Source organism: Microbacterium sp. Y355 (assembly GCF_059445345.1).
In genome coordinates this window covers 2431423-2454948 of sequence record NZ_JCAIUD010000001.1, presented here as the reverse complement: position 1 = coordinate 2454948, position 23526 = coordinate 2431423, and the positions used below count along the sequence as shown (strand labels likewise).

The window sequence follows — 23526 nt, the reverse complement described above, 5'->3', positions numbered from 1 at the left end:
CTGCGTTCTCCGCCCGAGGCGGCGTATCTGAGCCGCGCTCAGCGCAACGACCGGAAGAACTCCTGCACGTCGGCCAGCAACAGTTCGGGCTCCTCGAGGGCGGCGAAGTGCCCACCGCGACCCTCGACGTCCGTCCAGCGCACGATGTTGTTCGCCTTCTCCTCGGCGAAGCGCAGCCCCACGTCGTGTGCGAACACGATCACGGCGGTGGGCACGCCCGAGCTCTCCGGCACTGTGCCCCATCCGGCATCCTGGGCGTAGCCGACGTATGCCGCCGTGCCGCCGGTGGACGTGAGCCAGTACAGCGAGGCGTTGTCGAACAGGAACTGTTCGCCGACGAGGTCAGCTGCAGGAGTGTCGGCGGGGTGGGTCCACTCCTGGAACTTGTCGAGGATCCACGCGAACTGACCGACGGGACTATCTGCGAGCATCGCACCGATCAGTGCGGGCCGAGTCGACTGGATCGCGATGTAGCCGAACTCTTTCTGCATGAATTCGCCGACTCGACGCAGTCGGTCCTGTTCCAACGGCGTGAGTGAAGCCGCAGTCTCGTCGTCGATCTGACCGACGAACGTGCCGAGCGAGCCGTTCGCGTGCACGCCGATCACACGGTCGGGTGCGAGGCGCCCCAACTCCGGAGCGACACCGGCGCCCATGTCACCGCCCTGCACGGCGAAGCGGTCATAGCCGAGACGGGTCATCAGTTCGAGCATCACGACGGCGATGTCGCTGCGCTTCCAATCATGGCCGACCAGCGGCATCGAGAACCCAAAGCCGGGATGTGACGGGATCACCACATCGAACGCATCGGATGCCTCGCCGCCATACGCGACCGGATCCGTCAGCGGGCCGATCAGCTTCTCGAACTCGAGGAAAGATCCGGGCCAACCGTGCATGAGCAGCAGCGGAGTTGCATCCGGATGCGCCGACTGCACGTGCACCGCGTGGATGTTCTGACCGTCGATGTTCGTGATGATCTGGGGCAAGGCGTTGAGCCGTTCTTCGGTCGCACGCCAGTCGTGGGCCGCCCAGCGGGCGATGAGGGTCCGCAGTTCGGATAACGGGATGCCGGTGCTGCGGTCGTCGACCGGGAGTGGCTGCTCAAACCTGGCGTTCGCGAGACGTGAGCGGAGGTCGTCGACGGCGGAGTCGGCGATATCGATGCGGAAGGGCTGGATACGAGCGTCGGTCTGTTTCGTGTTCATGTCTTCACTCTCTCGCCGTAAACGGCCACAATATGTCCTGATACAAGAACAGGATGAGGGCATGACTCGAACCACCGGACGCACTCTCGCCCTCCTCTCACTGCTCCAGGTGCGCAGAGAGTGGAGCGGCGCAGAGTTGCGCGCGCGCCTCGAAGTGAGTGACCGCACGCTGCGGCGCGACATCGACGATCTGCGCGAGCTCGGGTATGGCGTCGAAGCCACGCGCGGGCGGCACGGCGGCTATCGACTCGGCGCCGGCGCAGAAGTCCCGCCCCTCGCGCTCGCCCCCGACGAGTCGGTCGCGATCGCGATCGGGCTGCGGATAGCCGCGACAAGCGTGGTCACCGGGATGGAGGATGCCTCGGCGCGCGCCCTCGCGAAGCTGGAACAGTCGCTGTCGCCATCGACGAGACAGCAGATCGTCGACGTGGAGCGCGCGATGGTGCCGCTCGCTGGGGGACGACAGGACATCGACTTCGAGGTCATCACCGTTCTTGCCACGGCGATCGCGGGGCGGCGGCGACTGCGGATCGACTACACGCGCCATGACGGCGTCGAGGTGGTGCGGATCATCGAGGCGCACCGCATCGTGCACACCACCGAGCGCTGGTACCTCGTCGCTTGGGACTCAGAGCGGGAGGCGTGGCGCACCCTGCGGGTGGATCGTCTGCGGCGGCCGGCGATGCTTCGGGATGAGTTTCCTCGACGTGACATCCCCGATGAGGCGCTGCGACAGTTCACCACTCGGAGCATCACGACGGCGCCTTACCCCTATCGCGCACGGCTGCGGATGCACGCGCCGGCAGCCGTGGTGTCGCAGCATTTCGGTGCCACCGTCGCAGAGGTCGTTGACAGCGGCGACGGCACCAGCATCCTCACCGCCGGGTCCCGTACGCCCGAGGAGTTTGCGCTTTACATCGGGATGAGTGGCATCGAGTTCGAGGTGCTCGAAGGTGACGAGGTGCGCCAGGCGCTGGGGGACGTGGCGGAGCGGATGCTGCGAGGCCGCGCCCGCGCGGACGGGCGGACTTCGCAGTGATGGGCGGAGACGTTTCCAGGATTCCTCCGCCCAAGCGTGCGTTCTCAGCCCATCGAGGTGCCGCCGGCCTCACGCCGCGGGCAGTCGCACCGTGACGACAAGCCCGCCGCTCCTTCGTGACTCCAGCTCTAGCGTTCCGCCGTGGGCGCGAGTGATCCCCTCGGCGATCGCGAGGCCGAGGCCAGTACCCACGTGGGCCGCGTCCTTGCCGCGGGATCGGGCCGTCTCGCGTTGAAACGGCTCGCGCAGTGTCGCGAGGAGGCCCGCGGGGATGACCTCGCCGGTGTTCTCGACGATCACGACCGCATCCGCGGATCCCGACTCGGTGTGCACGTCGATCCAGCCGTCAGCGGTGAGGTTGTGCACGATCGCGTTGTGGACCAGATTCACGATGAGCTGTTGAAGCAACGTCGGCGACCCGCCGGTGACGGCTGTCGTACCGCGGATGCGGAGCGTGACGCCGCGTTGGTCGGCGAGCGGATGCAGGGTCTCCACGGCCTCTTCCGCCAGGAGAGACAGGTCCACACTGCGTCGTTCGAAGTTGCCGCGATCGGCGCGCGCCAGCAGAAGAAGCGCGTCGGTCAGCGCGATCGCCCGCGCATTGACATCCTTCAGTCGATCGATGAGTACGTCGACGTCGCGATCAGGGTCGTCTCGCGCTACCTCGAGCATCGTCTGCGAGATCGCCAGCGGCGTGCGCAGTTCGTGTGAGGCGTTGGCGGCGAAGCGTCGCTGTTCCTCGACGTGCGCTTCGAGCCTGGCCAGCATCGTGTCGAACACGTCGGCGAGGTCGCGGAACTCGTCCTTCGGGCCGGCCATGTCAACGCGATGCGAGAGCGATCCCTCGGCTGCCAGACGTGCGGCGTCGTTGAGGCGGGTGAGTGGCGCCAGCATCCGTCCTGCCAGAAACCAGCCGCCGACCAAGCCGAGCGCAAGGAGGAAAAGGAGTGCGGCGACTGCCGGCGGGGTGAACGCGCGGAGCAGGTCGGAGCGATTGGGGATGAATGGTCCAGGCCCGCTGATCTGCCCATCTGGTACGTAACGCAACAGGAACAGGGCGACAACAGCCATTAGCAGCACGCCCGAGATCATGAGGAATCCGGCGTAGCTCAGCGTGAGCTTCAGCCGCGCGCTCATGCCAGGGCGCCTAGCCATCTGCGGCATCCGTTTCGGCATCCGCATCGATCCGATAACCCACCCCTGGAACCGTGCGGATCAACCACGGCTCTCCCAATCGTTTGCGCAGGGATGACACGGTGATGCGCACGGCGTTCGTGAACGGGTCCGCATTCTCATCCCAGGCGCGCTCCAACAGCTCTTCCGCGCTGACGACTCCGCCTGCCGCACTGACGAGAACTTCCAGCACCGCGAACTGCTTCCTCGTGAGGGCGACGTACCGGTCGTCGCGGTACACCTCACGGCGGAAGGCGTCGAGCCTGAGCCCCGCTACCTCCTGCACCGGCGGCCGGGAATGAGCGCGGCGACGATCCAGTGCGCGCAGGCGTAACACGAGCTCTCGCAGTTCGAACGGCTTGGTGAGGTAGTCATCCGCACCGAGTTCGAAGCCGGAGGCCTTGTCATCGAGTCGGTCCGCGGCCGTGAGCATGAGGATCGGGATACCACTGCCGGAGTCGACGATCCAGCGCGCGATCTCGTCGCCGGATGGCCCGGGGATGTCGCGGTCGAGCACGGCGATGTCGTAGCTGTTCACCGATAGCAGCTCAAGGGCAGTGTCGCCATCGCCTGCGATATCGGCAGCGATCGCCTCGAGCCGGAGACCGTCACGCACCGCCTCGGCGAGGTAGGGCTCGTCCTCGACGATCAACACACGCATGGCTGAATCCTACGCATCGGCGCATATCGCGAGCGTATGAAGAACCGCATACGACAGGGCAACGGCGGGCTGTCTTCACTGGAGATATGAAAACTACCTCTGTGCCTCCCTCGACACTTCGACGCCGCCGGGTCCTGGTCGCCCTCGCCACACTTGCCTTCGTGGTGATCGCGGCTTTCGCCGTGCAGCAGTCGTTGGCGGTGGCATCCTCGGCGTCCTCCCCCTCCTTCGCGTCAAGCGGCGGAGTCGAGGCTTCGGGTGAGGTCACCGAAGCCGACGGGGTCATCCGCGACGGCGGGCAGCCCTCGGTCTTCGACGACACGTCCCCTGCGGTGGCGGGGCTCGACCCGGAGTTGATCTCCGCGGTGCGCAGCGCAGCGACGGATGCGAGAGCGGACGGTGTCGAGTTCTGGGTCAACAGCGGCTGGCGCTCGGAGGCGTTGCAGGCGCAACTGCTACGCGAGGCCGTTGTGACCTACGGTTCGGAAGAGGAAGCGGCACGGTGGGTGGCGACACCGGAGAATTCCTCCCATGTCACGGGGGATGCCGTCGACATCGGACCGCTGCGCGCGCTGGATTGGCTCGCGCAGCACGGCTCCGATTACGGCCTCTGCCAGACCTACGGGAACGAGTCCTGGCACTACGAACTGCGTCCGGAGGCACTCGACGTCGGATGCCCTCAGATGTACGCAGACCCGACCGAGGACCCACGGATGACGAGATGAGGCCCGCGCTGCAGGCGGTCGTGTAGGTTGCTCAGATCTGGCTCATCCCGCTCATCGCCGAGCGAGCAGCATCAAGGAGGAGTTCCATGAACGATCGCGCCGATCCCGCGGACGACCCTCTGGTCGCGTGGCGCCGGGTTGTCGAGACCGACTTCCCGTTGCTCACGGAGTGGCTGAAGCGACCTCACGTGCACCGCTACTGGCAGCATGACTTTACGCCAGAGGGAGTCGCGCGGGATTTCGGCCCCGGCACTCGAGGCGAGGAAGCGGGGGAGGACCTGCTCGTGTCGCTGGATGGGCAACCCGTGGCGCTCGTTCAGCGCTCCCGCATCGCCGACTACCCCGAGGAATTCATAGAGCTCAGCGCGATCGTCGATGTACCGGCGGGAGCGGTGACCGTCGACTACCTCATCGCGGACCCCTCGCACACAGGGCGCGGCCTCGGCAGCGCGATCATCCGCGCGGTCGTCGCAGATACCTGGTCGAGCTACCCCGAATGTCCAGCGATCATCGTGTCTGTCGTGGCGGGCAACATCGCGTCGTGGCGAGCCCTGGAGAAGGCCGGATTCCGGCGCGTGGGTGAAGGGGAGATGGAGCCGGAGAATCCGATCGATCTGCCGCTCCACGTCATATCGAGGATCGACCGCCCCCGCCCACGGGCCTAGAGTCGATCGATTCCGGTGACCGTGACGACGGCTTCGCCCGCCTCATCGGATGCCGCAAGATCGATGGTCGCGGCGATGCCCCAGTCGTGGTCACCGGCCGGGTCATCGATGATCTGACGCACGGTCCAGCTCGTGGGTCCCTCGGTCAGGAGCAGCAACTTCGAGCTGCGCGCGTCGGCACCGGTGAGGATCTCGTCGTGGTCGGCGAAGTAGCCGTCGAGCGCGGCATCCCAGGCATCCGATCCGAAGGTGGGATCGAGTACGGCCAGCGCATCGACGTCCTCACGTGCGGCGAGCTGCACCCGGCGGAACATCTCATTGCGCACCAGGATCCGGAAGGCGCGCACGTTCGACGTGAGACGCTTCGGAGCTGGCGGCACGATCGGTGCGTCATCATGACGGGGCAGATCCACCACCCCGTTGTCGATGCCTGCGCGCAACTCTTCCCACTCGTCGAGAAGGCTGGAGTCGACCTGCCGGACGAGCTCGCCGAGCCACTCGATCAGGTCGCGCAGATCCTCGCTCTTGAGGTCTTCGGGGATGGTCTGCGACGCCGCCCGATAGGCGTCAGAGAGGTACCGCAGCACCACGCCCTCGGACCGTGCGATCTTGTAGTACGCGACATATTCTCCAAACGACATGGCTCGCTCATACATGTCGCGGACGACGGCCTTCGGATGCAGCTCGAAGTCACGGATCCACGGTTGAGCGGCGCTGTACGTCTCAAACGCTGCGCCCAGCAGCTCCTCGAGCGGCTTCGGATACGTGATCTGCTCGAGCATCTCCATCCGCTCGTCGTACTCGATGCCCTCGCGCTTCATCTCGGCGACCGCTTCGCCACGAGCGAGGAACTCCTGCTGGCTCAGCACTGCCCGAGGATCATCCAGGGTCGATTCGACGATCGAGATCATGTCCAGCGCGAAGGTGGCGGCATCCGGATCAAGCAGTTCGAACGCGGCCAAAGCGAACGGCGACAGCGGTTGGTTCAGGGCGAAGTTCGGCTGCAGATCGACGGTGAGGCTGATCGTGCCATCGGCCGACTGCTCGACGATGCCCGATTCGCGGAGCGTCCGATAGATCCCCAGCGCGCGGATGGCCAGCATTCGCTGTCGGGCTCGTGGCTCGTGGTTGTCATATATCAGTGCGCGTATATTTCCGAACACGTCGCCGCCGCGGCCGATCACGTTGAGCATCATCGCGCTCGTGATCTGCATGTGCGAGGTGAGGGTCTCGGGTTCCGCATCGATGAGCTTGCGGAACGAGGGCTCCCCCCACGACACGAACCCGTCAGGGGCCTTCTTGCGGATCAACTTTCGCTTCTTCTTCGGGTCGTCGCCGGCCTTTTTGATCGCTGCGGCGTTCTCGGTCTCATGCTCCGGTGCCTGAACGACGACGGTTCCCGCAGTGTCGAATCCCGCCCGGCCAGCACGCCCTGCGATCTGGTGGAACTCGCGGGCATTCAGCTGGCGCATCCGTGTGCCGTCGAACTTCGTCAGCGCCGTGAACAGCACCGTGCGGATCGGCACGTTGATGCCCACTCCGAGGGTGTCGGTGCCGCAGATGACGCGCAGCATGCCGCGCTGTGCGAGCTGCTCGACGAGTCGCCGATACTTCGGCAGCATGCCGGCATGGTGCACACCGATGCCTGCGCGCAGGAACTTGGACAGCGTCTTGCCAAACGCCGTGGTGAAGCGGAACTCGCCGATGACGGCGGCGATCGCGTCACGCTGCTCGCGCGTCGCGATCTTCGTGCTCGACAGTGCCTGGGCACGTTCCATGGCGGCGGCCTGCGAGAAGTGCACGACGTAGATCGGCGACTGGCTGGTGTTCAGCAGGTCATCGACCGTCTCGTGAATGGGCGTCATCTCGTAGAAGAAGTGCAGCGGCACCGGTCGTTCGACTCCGGTTACCGTTGCGGTCTCGCGGCCGGTGCGACGGGTCAGATCCTCAGCCAACGCAGTGACGTCGCCGAGGGTCGCCGACATCAGAATGAACTGAGCCTGCGACAGAGTGAGCAGCGGCACCTGCCATGCCCACCCGCGTTCGGGGTCGGCATAGAAGTGGAACTCGTCCATCACGACCTGGCCGACGTCGGCCGTAGGGCCTTGACGCAGGGCGAGGTTCGCGAGGATCTCGGCCGTGCAGCAGATGATCGGCGCATCCGCGTTCACGGACGAGTCGCCGGTGATCATCCCGACGTTCTCGGGCCCGAACGTGTCGACGAGCGCGAAGAACTTCTCGCTCACCAGAGCCTTGATCGGGGCGGTGTAGTAGCTGCGGCGGCCCTCAGCGAGGGCGGCGAAATGTGCGCCGATCGCTACGAGAGACTTGCCGGTGCCGGTAGGCGTCGAGAGGATCAGGTTCTGCCCGGAGACGATCTCGATGATCGCCTCGTCCTGCGCCGGGTAGAGCTGGATGCCTGTGGACTCAGCCCATTCGACGAACGCCATGTACACGGCATCAGGGTCGACGGCTCCCGCATCGTCGCGCAGGGAGGTCGGATCGAGGCGCGCGGAGGAAGTCATGGTCCTTCGATCATCCCTCACTGAGCTGACCGGCATGCGCGCTCAGCGTTCATAACTCCTCAGAATTGGCGCATGATGACGATCACACGGGCCGAAACAGCCCGAACTGGTCCAAATTTGCGGAGTTATGAACCGCAGAGACGGGTGCCGTGGCCCTCAGCAGCCTCAGGCTTTCTTGACGACGCTTGACTTCAAAAGCATGGGGCCGAATCCGTCGACCTTGCAGTCGATGTCATGGCCGTTGACCGGATCGATGAGACGGATACCGCGCACCTTGGTTCCTGCCTTGATCGCCTGCGACCCCTTCACCTTGATGGAGGTGGTCACGACGACGGTGTCGCCGTCGGCCAGCACGTTGCCGACAGCGTCCTTCACGACGAGAGCGATGTCGGCATCCTCTGAGGCGGACTCAGACTCGGTCGGTGACCATTCGTGTCCGCACATCGGGCAGACGAGCAGCGCGCCCATCTCATACGCGTGCTCACTGGAGCACTCGGGGCACAGGGGAAGAGAGTCGGGCATGGTTCCATGCTCCTCGAACCTCACCCGACTCGCAACATGACAACGACGCGTCGCGGCACCGTGCGGCGTGGTCAGGCGGTCGCTGCGCGCAGCGCGATCTCGATCATGTCGCCGAAGGTCTGCTCGCGCTCCTTGGCCGTCGTCTCTTCGCCCGTGATGAGGTGGTCAGAGACCGTGCAGATGCTCAGCGCGCGGCGGTCGTAGTACGCGGCCAGCGTGTACAGCCCGCTCGTCTCCATCTCAACGCCCAGGGCGCCGTGCTTCACGAAGGGCTCATTCAGCTCAGGCCTGGTGCTGTAGAACTGGTCACTCGAGAACAGCAGCCCGACGTGAACATTCGACGAAAGCGGCAGTTCCTCGCTCGCCTCAACCGCCGCGCGTAGCAGCGAGAAGTCGGCGACCGGCGCGTAGTCGAGTCCATTGAAGCGCACGCGGTTGATGCCCGAATCGGTGCAGGCGCCGTTCGCGATGATGATGTCGCGCAGCGCGAGCTTCTCGGTCAGCGCGCCGCACGACCCGACTCGCACGATCGTCTGCACGTCGTATTCGTTGAACAGCTCGTTGGTGTAGATCGCCATCGACGGCTGCCCCATGCCTGAGCCCTGCACCGAGACGCGGTGCCCATTCCAGGTGCCGGTGAATCCCAGCATCCCGCGGGTCTCGGAGTACAGCACCGCGTCGGAAAGGAACGTCTCGGCGATCCACTTCGCCCGCAGTGGGTCACCGGGGAACAGGACGATGGGTGCGATCTCGCCGGGTGCGGCTGCGATGTGCGTGCTCATGCATCCAGCGTAGCGAGCAGTCTGAGACGTTAGTTGACCGACGCTCGCCGCAGACTCTGATGCAGAGCGGTCATTGCATCTGCCGCAGCGTCCAGCGCGGCACGCTGCTCGGAGGTCAGCTCTTCCAGCGCGGCATCCACGGGACTCGACCACGCTTCCGAGATCGCGGTGTGCTCAGAGATACCGAGTTCCGTCGGGAAGATCAACGACACGCGACGGTCGGACTCGCTCTTTTGCCGAGTGACGAACGCCCGTGCCACGAGCACGCGGATCGCCGTGCTGACGTTCGGCTGTTGCAGCCCGAGCGCCGCTGCGAGATCACCGATCGTTGAACCCGGATTGTCGATCACCTGCTTGAGCAGGGCGATCTCGGTTGTCGGGATCGGGCCGACGCCGGCACGTTCTGGTGCGGAGCGGTGAATGGCCCACGCGAGCTCGCGCAGGGCAGAGCTCACCTCGGAGTGCGTCGTGGATGCCGGATTCACCATGGGATGTCAGCTTATCGGCGAGGTCGCGGCGACGGTGACGCGACAGACGGAGGGGGCCAGGTGCCGGCCGAAGTCCAAGGAGGCGAACCCTCGGCCGGACACCTGGAGCGTGTGGTGCGTATCAGAGGGGCTTCGCCATCTCTTTGAGCACGTGCATGGTCGCCGCGACGTTGTCGAAATCTGGGAGGCGTCCCATCTCCCATTCGCCGATGTTCAGCGATGTCTCAACGATCAGCTTGCAGCGCTCGAAGCGGCGCTGCGTGAACTCGACGAATGCGTCTTCCAGGCTCTCGTGCTTCGTGAGTACTTCGCCGAGCACGACGCCGTCCTCGATCGCCTGCGCCGCACCCTGTCCGAGGTGCGGAGTGATCGCATGCACAGCGTCGCCCATGAGGATGACGCGGCCCTTGTGCCAGGGTGCCGGGGCGATCAGTGATTCTTCCGGGCGCAGCACGATGTCGGCCGGATCTTCGCTGAGGAACTCGTCTCGGAAACGCCCGGCGAGGCCGCCGTATCCCTCGAGCTCCTTGTGCAGCGCCTTCGAGAGATCTTCGGTGGCCGGGCGATCGCCGCGTTCCATCGGCTTGTTGAAGAACATGTAGGCGAGGTCGGGCCCGATCGGCACGAAACCAGCCATGCCGTTGGGGCCGTCCTGCAGGATGATCCGGTCGATCTCCGGCAGCCCTGGCATGTTCTGCCGGTAGGCAGACTGGCCGATGTAGCGCGGCTGCAGTTCGGCATCCAGTACATAGCCGCGCACCTTCGAGCGCACACCGTCCGCACCGATCACGGCATCTGCGACAATCTGTTCGCCGCCTTCCAGGGTCACGAGAACGTCGTCGTCGCGTTCCTGGAGTGATTCGAATGCGGTGGAGTACTGGATCGTCACGCCGATCTCCAGCGCGCGAGTCGTGAGGATCTCGTGCAACCTAGGACGGGTAACACCGTTCATCGGCGGCAGCGTGCTGCTCTCGATGGGGGTTCCGTGGATGTCGCGGATGAAGTTGCCGCCGTGGTCGTACATCGCACCCCAGGCCTTGGCGGGGTAGCCGGAATCGATGCACGCCTGGGCGCAACCGAGAGCGTCAAGGGCACGCAGGGCGTTGATCGGCTGGATGATGCCGACGCCGAACACGGAGGCGTGGGCATCGGGATACCGCTCGACGACGTGGACCTCGTGGCCCTCCTGGCGGATCGCGATCGCTGCGGAGAGTCCGCCGATGCCGCCGCCGACAACGAGAATCTTTCTGGCCATTTTCTCTCACCTACATCTTCGTGGTTCGTGACTCCGCGCGTCTTCGCGGGGAGTTGTCCGGGTTTCTCCGACGGATTTCTCCGTAGGTATCGCCCTGGCGTAGAACATATGATTACATATATATGTTCTGAAATGTTCCACTAATTTCGAAACACACCGATCCGGCCGACGATGGCCGGTGAACCAACTGCGACGAAGCAGGGAGTGTGGTGATGACGAGTCTCGACTCGAATCAGACAGCGGCGACGGGCGTGCCCATCCTCGTCGTGACAGGCGTATCCAAGTCCTTTGGCGGTGCCGCGGCACTGCGCGACGTTGACTTCGATGTGCGCCCAGGCGAGGTGCACGCGCTGGTCGGAATGAACGGTGCGGGCAAGTCGACGTTGGTCGGCGTACTCAGCGGCGCGCACGAGCCGGACGGTGGCGCGATCCATTTCGATGGCCAGGAGCTATCTGGGCTGAACCCTCGTCGTGCCCGCGAGCACGGAATTTCAACCGTCCCGCAGCGACGGGATCTCGTCCTGGAGCTCTCCGTCGCCGAGAACCTCTTTCTCGGTGACCTACCGCGTCGCGCAGGCTGGGTCGGATGGCGTGCCATGCACACCGAAGCACGAAAGACGTTGGAGCGAATCGGCCTCGACATCGATGAGCGCACCCTCGCCGGCGCTCTCTCCGCAGCGGAGCAGACGATGGTCGAGATCGCACGGGAAGTGCGACGCGGCGGGCGAGTGCTCATCCTCGACGAGCCCACGGCGTCGTTGGGGGGAGCAGCAGCCGAACAGGTGCGTGATCTCGTGCGGCGCTTGCGAGCTCAGGGCACCGCGATCGTTTACATCTCGCATCACCTCGACGAAATCCTCGACATCGCCGATCGGGTCACCGTCCTCCGCGACGGTCGACGCCAGATCACCGTCCCCGCAACCGAGCTGGACATGTCCTCGCTCGTCTATGCGATCGCGGGCGAGAGCGTTACCTCTGAGCGCCCCACCGATCGCGCAACTCCGGGTGAGACCAGGCTGCGGATCGACTCCGTCAGCACGGGCTCTCGCCTTCGTGATCTGACAATCGACGTGCGATCGGGTGAAGTCGTGGCAGTCCTTGGCCCCGCGGGCGACGGGCAGTCGGCGCTCTTTTCGCTGCTCTCCGGAACGGCGAAACCGGATGCAGGCACGCTAGAGGTGGACGGTCAGCAGGTCGTCTGGGGGAGTGTCTCCCGGGCGCTGCGCAGCGGCCTGCGCTGTGTCACCGGCGACCGGCTCGCCAACGGTCTTGTCGGCACGCTCGGCATCGACGAGAACATCGTCCTCGCCGGGGACCGCCGCACACCCAAGCCTTGGGTGAACTGGCGGAGCCTGCACCGCAGGGCGCAGGCTCTTCGCGAATCCTTTGGCGTCGTCACAATCCAGAAGGATCCACCCGTCGGTCAGCTCTCCGGAGGTAATCAGCAGAAGGTGCTGTTGGGCAAGTGGCTCGACGGTGACCCTCGCGTCTGCTTTCTGGAAGATCCGACCAACGGCGTCGACGTGCACGCCAAAGCCGACATCCACCGTCTCATCGATGAGCTCGCAGCCGGCGGGACAGCCGTGCTGCTGGCATCATCCGACGTCGCCGAGGTCCAGCGCCTCGCTGACCGGGTCATCGTCGTGAGCGCCGGCGAGCCTACGGTCGTCCTCAACGTCGCCGAAACTCACCGCGACGAGCTCGTCGCCCTCACCGTAGGAGGAACCCACCGTGACTGACACCGATGTCCGTCCCCCGATGACTGCCACCGTCGCTCTGCAATCTCTTCGCGAGAAGCGACTCTTCAACCTGGGTGGGCACGGCGGGCTTCTACTTGTGCTGCTGATCGTCGTAGTGATTACCTCGATCGGGTCGGAGGTGTTCCTCACCGCACCCAACCTCGTCAACGTGCTCCGCCAGGTGAGCGTCCTGGCCGTCCTCGCCGCTGGCCTGACCGTGCTGATGATCTCCGGAGGCATCGACTTCTCGATGGGCTCCAACGCCGTGGTGACCATGGCACTGGTGGCGCAGCTCGTCGCGGGCGGAGCGCCGACGATGCTCGCGGTACTCGTCGGTATCCTCGCAGCGACAGCGGTCGGAGTCATCAACGGCCTCGTCGTGACCTTCACCCGAGTGGCACCATTTGTGGCGACGCTCGCCGCCGCCACGCTTCTGGATGGGCTGGCGCTGTTCATCGTCAACGGAATGAGCATCTCCGCCGGTGCCGAGCTCAGCGCCTTCGGCGTCGCGAGCATCGGTGGCATCCCGTACCTGTTGATCATGGCGATCGTGATCTGCGTCGTTCTCGGATTGACCCTGAAATACACGAGCTTCGGACGCGACGGCTTCGCCATCGGCGGCAACGAGGATGCTGCCCGGCTCAGCGGTATCCCGGTCGCAGCGCGCAAGATCACGCTATACGCGCTGATGGGCCTGCTTGCGGGTGTCGCCGGCGTGATGATGCTCAGCCGTCTCGGAGCGGCGAGCCCTGGAGTTTCTGGTCTCACGATCGAGCTCCAAGCCGTCGCCGCGGTCGTGATCGGTGGGACCTCGCTCGCAGGCGGCCGCGGAACCATGATCGGCACCGCCCTCGGCGTGATCCTGCTCGGCATCCTCTCCAACGCGCTGAACCTTCTCAGCGTCTCGGCCTACATCCAGATGATGGTCGTCGGCGGCGTACTGCTGATCGCGGCCATCGCCAACTCGTGGCGGAGGCGGCACTAGTCGCATCCGCTTCCCGCGCCCACAGCGCACCCGCGCGTCCTGACCCGGGGCACGCATCACACCAAGAGAAAGGCACCGCACATGAGCAGGCAAAGAAGGCTGTTCCCGATCCTGTCCGCAACGCTGATGGCAGGACTCGTCCTGGCAGGCTGCAGCTCGACCGGAGGGGGAGGCGGCGATGACACGGGCGGTGGTGATGAAGCGACGAAGATCGGATTCATCAGCAGCGCAAACAACCAGTGGGGCACCTGTCTTCAGAACGGCGTCGAGGCTGCCGCCGACGAGGAGGGCGTTGAGCTTCTCGTCGCGAACTCCGACGCCGATGCCACAAAGGAGACCTCGAACATCGAGGACATGATCGCCCGCGGAGTCGACGCGATCGTACTGAACACGGTCAGTGTGGACGCGATGATGGGTGGCATCCAGAAGGCGAAGGCGGCCGACATCCCGGTCTACCTCGTCGCGGTCGTGCCGGAAGATCTCACTGATGTACTCGGCGCGACCGTCGTCGATCTCGGCGGCGTTGGCGCGCTCGCCGCGGGCTGGCTCGCCGAGGACGCGGGCGGAGAGCCGGCGGATGTCGCTGTCATCGCCGGTGCCCCAGGGGCATCATCCGACTACGTCGCGAAGGGCTTCACCGGAGCGCTACCCGACTCGATCACTGTCGTTTCCGAGCAGCCCGGCATGTTCAACCGTGGCAAAGCTCAGGAGGTCGCCGAGAACATCATCCAGGCGAACCCCGACCTCGACTACGTCTTCGTGCTCAACGAAGACATGGCGTTCGGAGCGAGGACTGCACTGGATGCCGCGGGCAAGGAGGACGTGCAGATCGTCACGATGAACGGCACCGAGGAGGGGCTTGCAGCGATCGAGGCTGGTCAGTTCTCGGCCACCGTCGCCGATTCGGCAGCCAACCTCGGTGCGACGTCGATTCAGAACACTGTCGCGCTGCTTGGCGACGAGGCTGAGGAGAAGATCTTCTCGATGCCGACGGCGCTCATCACTGCCGACAACATCGATGAGGCCATCCCGTTCTGCGGGTGATCAATCCAGAACACACAAACCGTCCTTCCCGAAGCTGGGGAAGGACGGTTTGTGTGTTCTCGATTGCGTGGATGCCGTCAGTGCAGCCCGAGGAACTCCTCCAGCGTCGCGGGGTTTGCCTTCAACAGAGCGTCGAGCACTGGTTCGTTCGGGAATTCGCTGGCCTCGAAGAACCAGCGCTTCGATGCGGGCATGCCCCACAACTGTGCGCGCTGTGGGTTACTGACGTCCCAGCGCATCGGCGGTGTCTCCAGATCGATGAACTGGTAGTGGGTGGTGAAGAGCTCAATGCGGTGCTGGTCGGGGTCGCGGATATAGAGGAACAGCGCGTTGCTGATGCCGTGGCGACCGGGGCCGCGATCGATCTCTTGGCCGAACCCTGTGGCGCCGCATACATCGGCTGCGTGAATCAGAGCGCCGGCATCGGGCACCGTGTAGGCGAAGTGATGCAGGCGAGGGCCGCGGCCGTTGGTGAAGACGAGGTCGTGTGTGTTGCCCTTCACCTCGAGCCAAGTGCCCCACAGCTCATCGGTGCCGTCGGCCGCGGTGTACTCGGCCATGCGCATCCCGAGACCCGCCCAGAAGTCGGTGGCGGCCTGCACGTCGTGGGTGGCGACCTGGTAGTGGTCGAGGCGCTGAGGGAACGAGCCGCGGAACTCGTCGAAGTTCTGCATCTTGCGCTCGACGACATCCATCGAACTGGTCAGCTCCATGTGGGTGCCGACTGCATCGCGGAAGCGGATCGTCGGGCCCTGGTGGTCGACCTCGACGCGTTCGAACTCGACTCCGCTCGAGCGGAAGTGCTTCTCGGCCGCGACGATGTCGTCGTCGGTGCGTACGCGTAGGCCGACGTGCAGCGCCTGCGGTTTGTCGGCCCTGACGAGCACGAGACTGTGGTGCGCGGCCTCCTCGAGGCCGCGCAGGTAGATGGTGTCGTCAGTCTCTGCGGTGACGACCAGGCCGATCACGTCGCGGTAGAAGTCGCGACTGGCCTCGAGATCGGTGACGGCCAGGGAAACATGGCTGGCACGGGTCAGTGCGAACGGCGGGTTGTCGTTGGTAGTGGGAAGCACGGCATCCTCCTTCATGGACGTTGGGTTCCAGTCTTCGCTGATCGGATGCCGCGAGGAACCCTTGATCTGACTAGCGCGGGTATAGTTCAAAGCTATGTCGACGCCATCCGGATAGGCTTTGGTCAATGGAACTTCGTCACCTGAAGTACTTCGCGGCCGTCGTCGAGGCTGGCTCGATCTCGGCGGCTGCGGCGCAGTTGCGCCTGTCGCAGCCCTCGCTTAGCGTGGCCATCTCGCGGCTCGAGGCTGAGGTTGGCACACCGTTGCTGGAGCGATCGACGCGCGGTGTCGAGCCGACGAGCGCTGGGCGGTATCTGCTCGGAGCTTCCTCGCGGGTGCTCGGTGACATCGCCGAGATCGCGAGCACTCTGACGCGGTTTGGGGCAGGAACAGCTGGTGCACTCACGATCGCCGCCGTGCCGGTACTGATGTGGCGTCGTATCCCCGATCTGCTCCGCCGCTACGCCGCAGAGGCGCCCGATGTCGAAATCAGCCTCGTCGATCCCCCGCCGTGGGATGCCGTCGACATGCTGCAGCAGCGCACGGTCGACGTCGCTGCGATCCTCGTCGCCGAACCGAAGCGCTTCGCGCGACGGCATGCCGCCTCGTTCGAGGTGCATGACTGGGGAGAAGTGCCGCTGGTCGCCGTTCTCCCGCCCGACATGTCAGACGCTCCTGATCCCTTCCCGCTTCGCGCTTTCGATGATCGCGTGCTCGTGCTTCCGCAGCGCACCGCGGCCGTGCCGAGCCTCCCGGAAGCGGTGGATGCTGCGATGCGCCGCCACGGTGTGGTGCCTGCCCGCATCCGCACGGCCGAGACGATCCAGTCGAGCATGCCGCTTATCGAAGCCGGTCTCGCGTGGGGCATCATGCCCGATCCGGATCGTACGAGCCTCACCAGGTTCGATGTGGCAGTGCGGCGGTTGGATCCGGATCCACGTGGCCTGCAAGCACTGGTGCTGGCACGGCATGGCGCGTCACGGCATCCGGCCCAGGCGCGAATGCTCGGACTTCTTGCAGACGTGACGCGGTGATCGATCATCTCCGCAGATCGTGTGCGAAATTCGATATGATCGACGCAAGGAAGTTCACGTGTCGCCCGTCGCTTCAGGCAGGGCGCAAGAGGGGGTCTCGCAATGGCGCAGAGTAAGGCGGAACAGGCCTACGTCATCCTCAAGACGAAGATCATGGATGGCACCTACGGCCCAGGACACCGTCTCGTCATCGATCAGCTCGGTCGTGAGCATGGCATCAGCTCGGTACCGTGGCGGGAGTCACTGCGTCGCCTCGAAGCCGAGGGCTGGGTCGACATCGTGCAGAACGTCGGTGCACTGGTGAAGACCTTCGACACCAACGCCTGGAAGCACTCCATCCGTCTGCTCGCCCGCCTTGAGGGCTTGGCCACAGCACTTTCTGCGCCGAATCTCTCGCCCGAAGACCTGGCCTCGGCCCGCGACCTCAACCGTCAGATGGCTGATTCGCTCGTGAACTTCGACACGATCCGCTTCGGCAGGCTCAATCGGCAGTTCCACATCGTGCTCTGCTCACGCTGCGACGACGAGCGGTTGAGTGGCCTGGTCGAACATGAGTGGACTCGCATGGACATCATCCGCCGCTCGGCCTTCTGGTATGCGCCCGGTCGTGCCATGGCATCCATCACGGAGCATGACCAGCTTCTCGATCTCATCGAGGGTGGGGCAGATGCCGAGGTGATCGAGACGGCCGCGCGCAAGCATGAGATCGCGACTCTTGATGCGGTGCTCGCGCACGACCAGGTCAGTCGGCTGGAGTAAGTTCCCGCTCCTCAACGGCCTCGATGGCGCGTCGACCACTCCGCAATGTACGCCTTCGCGTAGTCGTTGCCGTTGGGTAGCCGGAGTGTGGTGTGCACGTGGAAGCGTGCGGGCAGGCGGTTGTTGAGCCAGACGCCGGCGTGGTGGTCGAGCTCGGCCAGGATCACCGGACTCTGGATGCGGAAGTAGAACGGCTGTGAGCCGTCGGTCGCGCCATACCAACTGAAATACGTCTCGTCGCGATGTGCGTCGATGTCAGCAAGAGTCTGCAGGCGCTGCGGCTCGGTGAGCAGCAGCAGGAAATCCTCGACGATCTGCCGCAGCAGATTCCACTGTGCATCCGTGAGCTTCGAGGCGAGTAAACCCTCGTAGGGAACGACCCGATTGTCGCGGAATGCGCCAGCAACGTGTCGCTCATCGGCCGGATGCAGGCGCCCCTCCGGCATCGCCGGATCCAGCACCGAGGAGAACACGACGGCCGCGGCGCGCTGCGCTGCATCGAACGATTCGCCCAGTTCGATCGCGAGCTGCTCGCGGGCGTCGAATAGAGGGGCACGCTCGTCATCGGAGAGTGCGGGTTCGGCACCGAGGAACACTGGTGCGATCACGTGCCGCCCGCCGACCGACACGAAGTTCAGCGCGACATGGTGTCCGAACAGCTGCCAACCCCATGGTTCGTCGGACGACGGTGTGCCGTAGAGCGCGAACCAGTAGCTGCGCTCGTTCATGATCGTGGGCAGATCGACGAGCTCGCCGAGGTAGCCGTTGAGAGCCATCGCCTCGGTGACGCGGGCGTATCCTTCCGGGCTCAGGGATGCTTCAATCACCGCGAGTGCGGCCCGCACGACGGCATCCGACTGATCTTCCAGTCGCAGCCCGATGCGGAAGAAGACGAACTCTGGATTGCTCCATCCACGCCACTCGGGAGCATCCAGTGGGTAGCTGATCTGCTCACGCTGTTCGGGCGTGAGCAGATCGAGCAGAGCGGATGCCGCGGCTGCCGGCGCCGGGTCGGGCGACGCACTCTCGGGGAGCGAGTACAGCCCCTTTCGGCGCTCGCCGTCGGACGTGATGCCGACGAACGGCTCGTCGTACAGCCCCTTCCAGTACTCCAGCAGCTCGCGCAGGAACGGCGCTTGATACCGGTCGGCGGTGAACTCCTCGTAGTCCATTCCGCGCACATCGGCAAGCATTGGATCCTCGAGATCGATGAGGTGCTCGCGATAGCTCTGCGAGCCGAGCTCTATCGCGTCCTCCCGCCCGGCGACCCGGTCGCTGGAGAAAAAGCCGTCGATGTCGTTCTGTGCGGAATGGTCGCTCATCGGATGCTCCGTGCGTGCTGTCGGACGATCAGATCGGGAGGTTGAACATGCGCTTGGCGTTGCCGAACAGCACAGCTTCGCGGTCGGCATCGCTGATCTCGAGCTCGTTCTTTACGAAGTCGACTCCCTGGCTCATCCAGCTGTAGAAGACCGGGAACGATGACCCGAACATGTAGTGATCTGCACCGTTGATCTTCAGCGCCGCCTCAACCTGGACCTTGCCCCACGAGTGCGGGTGGGTCAGGTCAAAGAAGATGTTCTCGGCGAGGTACTGCTTGATCTTCTCTCCGCCGGTCGGGTCGAGGCGCTGCATGGCCTCCTGCTTCTTCGGCTGTTTCGGGGTGAGCAGTTCGGTGTTCGCGAACCAGTTGCCGCCGAGCATGGTGTGAATCATGCGCAGCCCGGGCATCTCGTCGAACATCCCGCTGAACAGCTCGCGGCCAACAGCGACGCCCTGGTCCATGATGCGACCGAGCTCACGGCGAAGATTCGTGTAGTCGAGCACGGATTTGTACTCCACGGGCAGCGGGGTGTGGTGGACGATGACTGGGATATCCAGCTTCTCGATCACCTTGAGGTAGGGGCGGAAGACCTCGTCATCGAGGTAGAGCTGGCCGTAGTGGCAGGCCAGCTGCACGCCGACAGCGCCGAGCTCCTTCACCGAGCGCTCCAGCTCATAGATGTTCTCCTTGCCGCCCCACGGCGGCACGCACGCGGTGGCGAACAGTCGTCCGTTCGAGCGCTTCACGATCTCGGCGGCGTTGTCGTTCACGGCCTTGCAGGTCTCCAGCCCGAGCCACTCCTGCCACACCGGCACGCGCATGATGCCGTAGTCGACCCCAGCCTCATCCATAGCCGCGAGCTTCGACTCGGCGGAGTAGTCACCCTCGACGTAGTTGAGGTTTGGGTATCCCTTGGGCTTTTCGAGGACAAGCTGCTTCTTGCCGCTCTCCATCTCAATGACGGTGGCAATCTCGCCGAAGCCGCGGGGGGCGCTGTCGAGAAAACCGTTCAGGATCTTCTCGTTCGTGAACAGGTCCTCGGGGAGGTGGTGAATGTTGATGTCGACGACGGTCATGGCGCTCTCCTTTGTGCGTTCCGGGGCTCGTGTGGATCAGCGTAGCGCATCGTGCTTGAAATCGTGTGCGATCCTGCGTACGATCAGTTTCACGTTCAAGGAGGAATGCGGATCATGGCAGATCACACCCATCGCGATGTCGAGTACATACTCGGCGACACCGGCATGCGCGGGCTCATCGTGACACCCTCCGGCAGCGTGCAGCGACGCCCCACCGTGCTCCTCATCCACGACGCCTTCGGGCTCGGCGACGACATGATCGCGATCGCCGACAGGCTCGCCTCCCGTGGCCTCACCGTCTTCGCCGCCGATGTCTGGGGAAACCGCACGACTCCCACCGCGCAGCCGGAGATCGGGCCGCTCATCGGATCGATGGCGGGAAATCGCCCGGAGTGGCGGGCGCGGATCGCTGAGGCGCATCGGGTTGCCACTGCCCAGCCGGAGGTCGACGCCGACAACATCGCCCTGCTCGGATATTGTTTCGGCGGTTCCTCCGCGCTCGAGTTCGTACGCACCGGGGGCTCAGCCCGGGGAGTGATTGCGATTCATCCCGGTCTCGATCTGCTCGAGCACGACTGGTCAGCCTCCGCGGCATCCGGCACACAGGCATTCATTGCGGTTGGATCAATCGATCCGATGGCGACCCGCGAGCAGCGCATCCATCTCGAAGACGCGCTTACCGGTGCCGATCTCGATTGGGAGATCGATGTCTACAGCCATACGACCCACGCGTTCACCAGTCTCAAGTCCCAGAACTCGCCGCGGCCAGAGCTCTTCGCCCACCACCCGCGCAACTCCGCGCGGGCCTGGCATGCGACGACCAGGGTGCTTGACGAGCTGTTCCCCCAGACCACCGGCGCCTAGCCGGATGTGACAGAAAGAGAACTCATGCACGACATCGCGATTATCGGAGCCGGCCCCGGCGGACTCGTCACAGCTCTGCGGCTGCACCAGCAGGGCATCAAGACGACCATCTATGAGGCGGTGCCCGAGCTCAAGCCGCTCGGCGTTGGCGTCGACATCAAGACCGTCGGCACAAGGGAGTTCGAAGAGCTCGGTCTGCTCGAGGAGTTCCGGACGATCTCGGTCGAAGCCGAGGATTCGATCTTCTATAACCACTTCGGTCAGGAGATCTACGCGGAGAAGTGCGGCCTGCACATGGGGTACCTGCACGAGCAGCGCTTCGTGCACCGCGGTGTCCTGCAGATGCTCCTCTACCGCACGGTGCTCGAGCGGCTCGGCGAGGATGCCGTCGTGCTGGGTGCGCGCGTCGTGCACTACACGCAGGATGCCGACAGTGTGACGCTCGATATCGAGCACCGCGACGGACGCACGGAGAAGGTGCGACACGGGTCAGTCATCGCCGCGGACGGCATCAAGTCGGCGGTTCGCCGCCAGATGCATCCAAACTTGGCGGAGCCTGAGTTCTCCGGCATCACGATGTGGCGCGGCACCACGCTGCGAGAGCCGATCCGAGGTGGACACACGATCCTGCATCTGGGCGACCCTCGCATCTCGACCATGATCGTCTACCCGATCGCCGAGAACTTCGAGGGCACCGGCCTCGACCTCATCAACTGGGTCGTCGAGACCAACGGTGAGGAGACGGTCGAGGACTGGAATGCGGTCGCCGATCCCGACCAGATCATCCCTGCGTTCGACACGTTGAAGCTGCCGTTCCTCGATGTGCAGCAGCTGATCCGCGATGCACGTGAGGTCTACCTGTTCCCGCTCATTCGGCACTTCCCGCTGGATTCCTGGGTCGATGGCCGCGTCATGCTCCTGGGTGACTCGGCGCACGCCATGTACCCGCGTGGCGGCAACGGGATCACTCAGGCGATGCTTGACGCACGCGTTCTGACAGAGAAGCTCGCCGAGCACGGTGACCCGGAGGTCGCGTTCGCTGAGTACGAAGGCGCGCGCCGCATGATCGTGAACCGGATTGCTGACAGTATGCGCGGCGAGGGCTACGAGGTGATCCGACGCATGGTCGCCGAACGCACTGACGGCAAGCCTTTCGATGACATCGAGCAGGTGTTGCCGTTGGCCGAGGCCGACGAGATCTTCAGTAAATACCACGCCATGGTCGGCGCACCGCGCCCCGGCCATGAGGCAGGCGAGGCCACCGGGTTCCGCACGTGGGAAGAGGTGGCCGCACGATGAGCACTCCATCTGCCGAGCTGAAGGCCGAGATTCTCGCTGTCGAAAAGCGCCGTCAGGATGCGCTGATTGCGGGCGACATCGACGTTCTGGGTGGCCTCTTCGATGAGTCACTTATCCACGTGCACGCACCAGGCCTCGTGCACACCAAGGCGCTGCTGCTTGAGCACGTGGCCGTGCGCCGTGCGTACATCGAGATCACTCGGCAAGACGTGCTGGTGCGAGTCTTCGGCGACTCCGCCGTCATCACGGGTGGCATCGTCAACCGGATGCACGCACCCGATGGCGGGGAGCGCATCGTGGACGGCGTGGCCACGCAGGTGCTGCACCGTAGTGATGACGGCCAGTGGCGGTTCGTGAGCTTCCAGATGACGCCGTACGGCGAACAGGCCTGGGGAACGCTCCCCTCGGAGAACGCGGAACAGGAGCAGCAGTCATGAAGCTCGCACGATTCCACACTGGTGACGAGGCGGTGCGCATTGGACGAATTGACGGTGATGAGGTCATCGACCTGTCCGGTGTCGAGGGCGTCGATTCTTCGCTGAAGGCGCTGATCCCCGAGCTTGATGCGCTTCGCGACAGCATCCTCGCGGCCCGAGGCCCGAGGCATCCGCTCTCTGACGTCACCCTGTTGGCACCCATCGATGACCCGCAGAAGTTTCTCGGGATCGGCATGAACTACGCAGCCCACGCCGAGGAGGCGCGTGCCGCGGGCATTCCGATCCCGACCAGCCAGATGTGGTTCAACAAACAGGTCTCGTGCCTCAATGGCCCGTTCGGTGACATTGTGCGCCCGACAGTCTCGGAGCAGCTTGACTACGAGATCGAACTCGGTGTCGTGATCGGCAAGCCAGCTCGCAACGTCTCGGTGGAAGATGCGCGCGAGTACATCGCGGGCTACCTCGTCGCCAACGACGTGTCGGTGCGTGACTGGCTCGCGAAGCTTTCACCGACGTTCACGCTCGGCAAGTCGTTTGACACACATGGGCCGATCGGGCCGTGGCTCACAACCGATGATGAGATCGACGACCCGCTGGCGCTGCAGATGACGCTCAGTGTCAATGGAGAGGTGCGCCAGAGCGCAGACACTTCCGACATGATCTACGACATCTACACGCAGATCGCCTATCTCAGCCAGGTGATGACGCTCATGCCCGGTGACATCCTCGCCACCGGAACCCCCTCAGGAATCGGCGCACCGACGCAGAATTGGCTCGTGCCAGGCGATGTCGTGCGTGCCGAGATCCAAGGGCTCGGCGTCATCGAAAACACTGTCGTCGAAAGCAGTTGAG

Annotated in this window: 23 protein-coding genes and 1 pseudogene; 13 read left to right on the top strand and 11 right to left on the bottom strand. The window is 64.6% G+C overall.

All coding sequences use genetic code 11. From position 1 onward, the window contains the following. Positions 1 to 38 precede the first annotated feature (38 nt). Positions 39 to 1205: an epoxide hydrolase family protein gene (locus AC1C2O_RS11725; RefSeq protein WP_495430611.1), complete on the bottom strand. Its 1167-nt coding sequence runs from the start codon at positions 1203 to 1205 to the stop codon at positions 39 to 41. A gap of 61 nt (positions 1206 to 1266) precedes the next feature. Here AC1C2O_RS11725 and AC1C2O_RS11720 point away from each other — a divergent pair, with 61 nt between their 5' ends. Next, on the top strand, positions 1267 to 2244 hold the full coding sequence (locus AC1C2O_RS11720) for a helix-turn-helix transcriptional regulator (protein WP_495430610.1): 978 nt from the start codon (positions 1267 to 1269) through the stop codon (positions 2242 to 2244). Between the two features lie 69 nt (positions 2245 to 2313). Here AC1C2O_RS11720 and AC1C2O_RS11715 read toward each other — a convergent pair whose 3' ends face one another. Beyond that, complete coding sequence (locus AC1C2O_RS11715) at positions 2314 to 3381, bottom strand: sensor histidine kinase (RefSeq protein WP_495430609.1); 1068 nt, start codon at positions 3379 to 3381, stop codon at positions 2314 to 2316. 10 nt (positions 3382 to 3391) lie between these two features. Then, complete coding sequence (locus AC1C2O_RS11710) at positions 3392 to 4078, bottom strand: response regulator transcription factor (RefSeq protein ID WP_495430608.1); 687 nt, start codon at positions 4076 to 4078, stop codon at positions 3392 to 3394. A 101-nt stretch (positions 4079 to 4179) separates the two neighbouring features. On the opposite strand from AC1C2O_RS11710, the gene AC1C2O_RS11705 reads away from it, so the two are divergent. Then, positions 4180 to 4803, top strand: a complete 624-nt coding sequence (locus AC1C2O_RS11705) for a M15 family metallopeptidase (protein WP_495430607.1) — start codon at positions 4180 to 4182, stop codon at positions 4801 to 4803. Between the two features lie 86 nt (positions 4804 to 4889). Then, complete coding sequence (locus AC1C2O_RS11700; RefSeq protein ID WP_495430606.1) at positions 4890 to 5468, top strand: GNAT family N-acetyltransferase; 579 nt, start codon at positions 4890 to 4892, stop codon at positions 5466 to 5468. On the opposite strand, the gene AC1C2O_RS11695 is transcribed toward AC1C2O_RS11700, so the two are convergent. From AC1C2O_RS11695 to AC1C2O_RS11675, 5 genes are all read right to left on the bottom strand, one after another. Continuing rightward, complete coding sequence (locus AC1C2O_RS11695; RefSeq protein ID WP_495430605.1) at positions 5465 to 7993, bottom strand: DEAD/DEAH box helicase; 2529 nt, start codon at positions 7991 to 7993, stop codon at positions 5465 to 5467. The two genes, AC1C2O_RS11700 and AC1C2O_RS11695, sit on opposite strands and share 4 nt — an antisense overlap. A gap of 165 nt (positions 7994 to 8158) precedes the next feature. Then, the gene (locus AC1C2O_RS11690) at positions 8159 to 8515 is read right to left on the bottom strand and encodes a zinc ribbon domain-containing protein YjdM (RefSeq protein WP_495430604.1); all 357 of its coding nucleotides are present in this window, start codon (positions 8513 to 8515) and stop codon (positions 8159 to 8161) included. Between the two features lie 71 nt (positions 8516 to 8586). Further along, on the bottom strand, positions 8587 to 9297 hold the full coding sequence (gene deoD / locus AC1C2O_RS11685) for a purine-nucleoside phosphorylase (protein WP_495430603.1): 711 nt from the start codon (positions 9295 to 9297) through the stop codon (positions 8587 to 8589). 29 nt (positions 9298 to 9326) lie between these two features. Next, positions 9327 to 9785, bottom strand: a complete 459-nt coding sequence (locus tag AC1C2O_RS11680) for a MarR family winged helix-turn-helix transcriptional regulator (protein ID WP_495430602.1) — start codon at positions 9783 to 9785, stop codon at positions 9327 to 9329. Between the two features lie 121 nt (positions 9786 to 9906). After that, positions 9907 to 11040, bottom strand: a complete 1134-nt coding sequence (locus AC1C2O_RS11675; RefSeq protein ID WP_495430601.1) for an FAD-dependent oxidoreductase — start codon at positions 11038 to 11040, stop codon at positions 9907 to 9909. A 212-nt stretch (positions 11041 to 11252) separates the two neighbouring features. Between AC1C2O_RS11675 and AC1C2O_RS11670 the strand changes: the two are divergent. The 4 genes and pseudogenes from AC1C2O_RS11670 to AC1C2O_RS11655 form a co-directional block, all read left to right on the top strand. Beyond that, positions 11253 to 11783 (top strand): annotated as a pseudogene (locus AC1C2O_RS11670) (ATP-binding cassette domain-containing protein); the annotation flags it as partial. 189 nt (positions 11784 to 11972) lie between these two features. Then, positions 11973 to 12779 (top strand): ATP-binding cassette domain-containing protein, encoded by an 807-nt coding sequence (locus AC1C2O_RS11665; RefSeq protein WP_495431730.1) that lies wholly within the window; start codon positions 11973 to 11975, stop codon positions 12777 to 12779. Next, on the top strand, positions 12772 to 13764 hold the full coding sequence (locus tag AC1C2O_RS11660) for an ABC transporter permease (protein WP_495430600.1): 993 nt from the start codon (positions 12772 to 12774) through the stop codon (positions 13762 to 13764). Before AC1C2O_RS11665 ends, AC1C2O_RS11660 begins: the two co-directional genes overlap by 8 nt. An 81-nt stretch (positions 13765 to 13845) precedes the next feature. Beyond that, a complete protein-coding gene (locus AC1C2O_RS11655) occupies positions 13846 to 14808 on the top strand; it encodes a sugar ABC transporter substrate-binding protein (RefSeq protein ID WP_495430599.1) in 963 nt (320 codons plus the stop codon). Between the two features lie 77 nt (positions 14809 to 14885). Here AC1C2O_RS11655 and hpaD read toward each other — a convergent pair whose 3' ends face one another. Then, a complete protein-coding gene (gene hpaD / locus AC1C2O_RS11650) occupies positions 14886 to 15881 on the bottom strand; it encodes a 3,4-dihydroxyphenylacetate 2,3-dioxygenase (protein ID WP_495430598.1) in 996 nt (331 codons plus the stop codon). 125 nt (positions 15882 to 16006) lie between these two features. On the opposite strand from hpaD, the gene AC1C2O_RS11645 reads away from it, so the two are divergent. Continuing rightward, positions 16007 to 16915, top strand: coding sequence for a LysR family transcriptional regulator (locus AC1C2O_RS11645; protein ID WP_495430597.1), 909 nt, complete (start codon positions 16007 to 16009; stop codon positions 16913 to 16915). A gap of 102 nt (positions 16916 to 17017) precedes the next feature. Further along, complete coding sequence (locus tag AC1C2O_RS11640; RefSeq protein ID WP_495430596.1) at positions 17018 to 17674, top strand: GntR family transcriptional regulator; 657 nt, start codon at positions 17018 to 17020, stop codon at positions 17672 to 17674. An 11-nt stretch (positions 17675 to 17685) separates the two neighbouring features. On the opposite strand, the gene AC1C2O_RS11635 is transcribed toward AC1C2O_RS11640, so the two are convergent. Then, positions 17686 to 18996, bottom strand: coding sequence for a DUF3500 domain-containing protein (locus AC1C2O_RS11635; RefSeq protein WP_495430595.1), 1311 nt, complete (start codon positions 18994 to 18996; stop codon positions 17686 to 17688). A gap of 28 nt (positions 18997 to 19024) precedes the next feature. Beyond that, complete coding sequence (locus AC1C2O_RS11630) at positions 19025 to 20074, bottom strand: amidohydrolase family protein (RefSeq protein WP_495430594.1); 1050 nt, start codon at positions 20072 to 20074, stop codon at positions 19025 to 19027. Positions 20075 to 20188: 114 nt separating this feature from the next. Between AC1C2O_RS11630 and AC1C2O_RS11625 the strand changes: the two genes are divergently transcribed. The 4 genes from AC1C2O_RS11625 to AC1C2O_RS11610 are packed head-to-tail and all read left to right on the top strand — an operon-like array spanning position 20189 to position 23525. Then, positions 20189 to 20938: a dienelactone hydrolase family protein gene (locus AC1C2O_RS11625; protein ID WP_495430593.1), complete on the top strand. Its 750-nt coding sequence runs from the start codon at positions 20189 to 20191 to the stop codon at positions 20936 to 20938. A 24-nt stretch (positions 20939 to 20962) separates the two neighbouring features. Continuing rightward, on the top strand, positions 20963 to 22237 hold the full coding sequence (locus AC1C2O_RS11620) for an FAD-dependent monooxygenase (RefSeq protein ID WP_495430592.1): 1275 nt from the start codon (positions 20963 to 20965) through the stop codon (positions 22235 to 22237). Then, complete coding sequence (locus AC1C2O_RS11615; protein ID WP_495430591.1) at positions 22234 to 22674, top strand: nuclear transport factor 2 family protein; 441 nt, start codon at positions 22234 to 22236, stop codon at positions 22672 to 22674. The genes AC1C2O_RS11620 and AC1C2O_RS11615 overlap by 4 nt, the downstream gene beginning before the upstream one ends. After that, positions 22671 to 23525, top strand: a complete 855-nt coding sequence (locus AC1C2O_RS11610) for a fumarylacetoacetate hydrolase family protein (protein ID WP_495430590.1) — start codon at positions 22671 to 22673, stop codon at positions 23523 to 23525. Before AC1C2O_RS11615 ends, AC1C2O_RS11610 begins: the two co-directional genes overlap by 4 nt. Position 23526: the final 1 nt, after the last annotated feature.

What these genes read in the sequence shown, in the direction of transcription:
- AC1C2O_RS11635 (WP_495430595.1), bottom strand. Translation starts at nt 18,996, where the DNA reads ATGAGCGACCATTCCGCACAGAACGACATCGACGGCTTTTTCTCCAGC.
- AC1C2O_RS11615 (WP_495430591.1), top strand. Translation starts at nt 22,234, where the DNA reads ATGAGCACTCCATCTGCCGAGCTGAAGGCCGAGATTCTCGCTGTCGAA.
- AC1C2O_RS11645 (WP_495430597.1), top strand. Translation starts at nt 16,007, where the DNA reads ATGGAACTTCGTCACCTGAAGTACTTCGCGGCCGTCGTCGAGGCTGGC.
- AC1C2O_RS11640 (WP_495430596.1), top strand. Translation starts at nt 17,018, where the DNA reads ATGGCGCAGAGTAAGGCGGAACAGGCCTACGTCATCCTCAAGACGAAG.
- AC1C2O_RS11695 (WP_495430605.1), bottom strand. Translation starts at nt 7,993, where the DNA reads ATGACTTCCTCCGCGCGCCTCGATCCGACCTCCCTGCGCGACGATGCG.
- AC1C2O_RS11710 (WP_495430608.1), bottom strand. Translation starts at nt 4,078, where the DNA reads ATGCGTGTGTTGATCGTCGAGGACGAGCCCTACCTCGCCGAGGCGGTG.
- AC1C2O_RS11630 (WP_495430594.1), bottom strand. Translation starts at nt 20,074, where the DNA reads ATGACCGTCGTCGACATCAACATTCACCACCTCCCCGAGGACCTGTTC.
- AC1C2O_RS11680 (WP_495430602.1), bottom strand. Translation starts at nt 9,785, where the DNA reads ATGGTGAATCCGGCATCCACGACGCACTCCGAGGTGAGCTCTGCCCTG.
- AC1C2O_RS11610 (WP_495430590.1), top strand. Translation starts at nt 22,671, where the DNA reads ATGAAGCTCGCACGATTCCACACTGGTGACGAGGCGGTGCGCATTGGA.
- AC1C2O_RS11690 (WP_495430604.1), bottom strand. Translation starts at nt 8,515, where the DNA reads ATGCCCGACTCTCTTCCCCTGTGCCCCGAGTGCTCCAGTGAGCACGCG.
- AC1C2O_RS11655 (WP_495430599.1), top strand. Translation starts at nt 13,846, where the DNA reads ATGAGCAGGCAAAGAAGGCTGTTCCCGATCCTGTCCGCAACGCTGATG.
- deoD (WP_495430603.1), bottom strand. Translation starts at nt 9,297, where the DNA reads ATGAGCACGCACATCGCAGCCGCACCCGGCGAGATCGCACCCATCGTC.
- AC1C2O_RS11665 (WP_495431730.1), top strand. Translation starts at nt 11,973, where the DNA reads ATGTCCTCGCTCGTCTATGCGATCGCGGGCGAGAGCGTTACCTCTGAG.
- AC1C2O_RS11675 (WP_495430601.1), bottom strand. Translation starts at nt 11,040, where the DNA reads ATGGCCAGAAAGATTCTCGTTGTCGGCGGCGGCATCGGCGGACTCTCC.
- AC1C2O_RS11720 (WP_495430610.1), top strand. Translation starts at nt 1,267, where the DNA reads ATGACTCGAACCACCGGACGCACTCTCGCCCTCCTCTCACTGCTCCAG.
- AC1C2O_RS11715 (WP_495430609.1), bottom strand. Translation starts at nt 3,381, where the DNA reads ATGAGCGCGCGGCTGAAGCTCACGCTGAGCTACGCCGGATTCCTCATG.
- AC1C2O_RS11620 (WP_495430592.1), top strand. Translation starts at nt 20,963, where the DNA reads ATGCACGACATCGCGATTATCGGAGCCGGCCCCGGCGGACTCGTCACA.
- AC1C2O_RS11725 (WP_495430611.1), bottom strand. Translation starts at nt 1,205, where the DNA reads ATGAACACGAAACAGACCGACGCTCGTATCCAGCCCTTCCGCATCGAT.
- AC1C2O_RS11700 (WP_495430606.1), top strand. Translation starts at nt 4,890, where the DNA reads ATGAACGATCGCGCCGATCCCGCGGACGACCCTCTGGTCGCGTGGCGC.
- AC1C2O_RS11625 (WP_495430593.1), top strand. Translation starts at nt 20,189, where the DNA reads ATGGCAGATCACACCCATCGCGATGTCGAGTACATACTCGGCGACACC.